This is a genomic window from Paracoccus thiocyanatus, assembly GCF_900156255.1.
Lineage (GTDB): Bacteria > Pseudomonadota > Alphaproteobacteria > Rhodobacterales > Rhodobacteraceae > Paracoccus > Paracoccus thiocyanatus.
This window is the reverse complement of sequence record NZ_FTMK01000057.1, coordinates 1-1,479: the sequence shown is the minus strand read 5'-3', so window position 1 is coordinate 1,479 and position 1,479 is coordinate 1. Positions and strand designations below refer to the sequence as shown.

At 58.1% G+C, this 1,479-nt stretch carries 2 pseudogenes; both read left to right on the top strand.

Going from position 1 to position 1,479, the window contains the following annotated elements:
• Positions 1–1,177: pseudogene (locus F3H32_RS17600) on the top strand (BREX-1 system adenine-specific DNA-methyltransferase PglX); the annotation flags it as partial.
• Positions 1,170–1,479 (top strand): annotated as a pseudogene (locus F3H32_RS17595) (BREX-1 system phosphatase PglZ type A); the annotation flags it as partial. The pseudogenes F3H32_RS17600 and F3H32_RS17595, both read left to right, overlap by 8 nt.

The following is a 1,479-nucleotide window of genomic DNA, read 5'->3' as shown; positions in this document are numbered from 1 at the left end:
CTCCAAGGTTGCACACAAGATCCTAGAATCGATTAATCCTACGATTAATCTTCACCCTGGCTACCTCGAAGCTCTGCCTATCAATGACACGCTTGATCGCGGTGCCGGCAAGCGTGATGTCGAAGCTATGGTCGCATTCGCCAGATCCGACTGGGATGCCTACGAAACTTCTTGGGATTTCACTACGCTTCCGCTTCTCTCATCCGATCATCGAACCGAGACGCTCGCAGCCAGCTACGCGCAACTCCGCGCCCACTGGCAGGGCATCACGGACCAAGTGAAGAGCTTGGAGGAAGCGAACAATCGCATCTTCATCGACGCCTATGGCCTGGCTGAGGAACTCACCCCCGAGGTGCCGATTGAGAAAATCACTCTCACCTGCAACCCAGCCTACCGCTATGGCGTGAAGGGTTCGGAAGAGGACCGCGAGGCGCGACTGCGCGAGGATACGGTGGCCGAATTCCTCCACTATGCCGTGGGCTGCATGTTCGGGCGCTATAGTCTCGATGCGCCAGGCCTGATCCTCGCCAATCAGGGTGAAGGGATGGAGGAGTATCTGGCCCGTGTGCCGGAACCGACTTTCGCGCCCGACCGCGACAATGTCATTCCGGTGCTGGATGCCGACTGGTTCGCCGATGACATCGTCACGCGAGCCCGCGATTTCCTGCGCGTTACCTTTGGCGAGGCGAAGTTCCGCGAAAACCTCGCCTTCATCGAGGCCGCGCTTGGCAAGGATCTGCGTAAATGGTTCACCAAGGACTTCTTCGATTATCATGTGCGCCGCTATAAAAAGCGCCCGATCTACTGGATGTTTTCCAGCCCCAAAGGCACGTTTAATGCGCTGATCTATATGCACCGTTACCGGCCTGACACGGTCTCGGTGGTGCTGAATCAGTATCTGCGCGAGTTCATCCACAAGCTGGAAGTCGAACGCGCCCGACTGGAGAAGCTGGCCGATGATCCGAACGCCACGCAAAGCGCCCGCACCAAGGCGCAGAAGGACATTGGCACGGTCATCAAGCAGATCGCCGAGCTGACCGAATGGGAACGTGATGTCGTCTACCCCATGGCACAGAAAAAGATCGCCATCGATCTCGATGACGGGGTCAAGCGTAACTATCCGCTGTTCGCTGGCGCGCTGAAGCCGATCAAGGGACTGGAGGTTGCCGATGACTGATCGCATCACCGCCGGCCTGATGCGGCTCTATGAGGATCAGGGGCACCGCATTGTATTCTGGTATGATGCCGCCCGCGATCTGCGCGCGGCGTTCGATGCGGTAGACCTGCCCGGCGTGACCAAGGAGGAGATCGCCAACAACGAATTCGGCCTGAAATATCGCATGCTGCGGCAGGAGCCGAAGGAGCGGTTCCTACTCTACAAGGATGGCCCCGAGCCCCCGATGACCGAAAACTGGCTGTTGGATGTGCAATTGGCCAGTGCCGTTTTTCGTGCTGATCAGGCTGCGATCTGGGTGACGG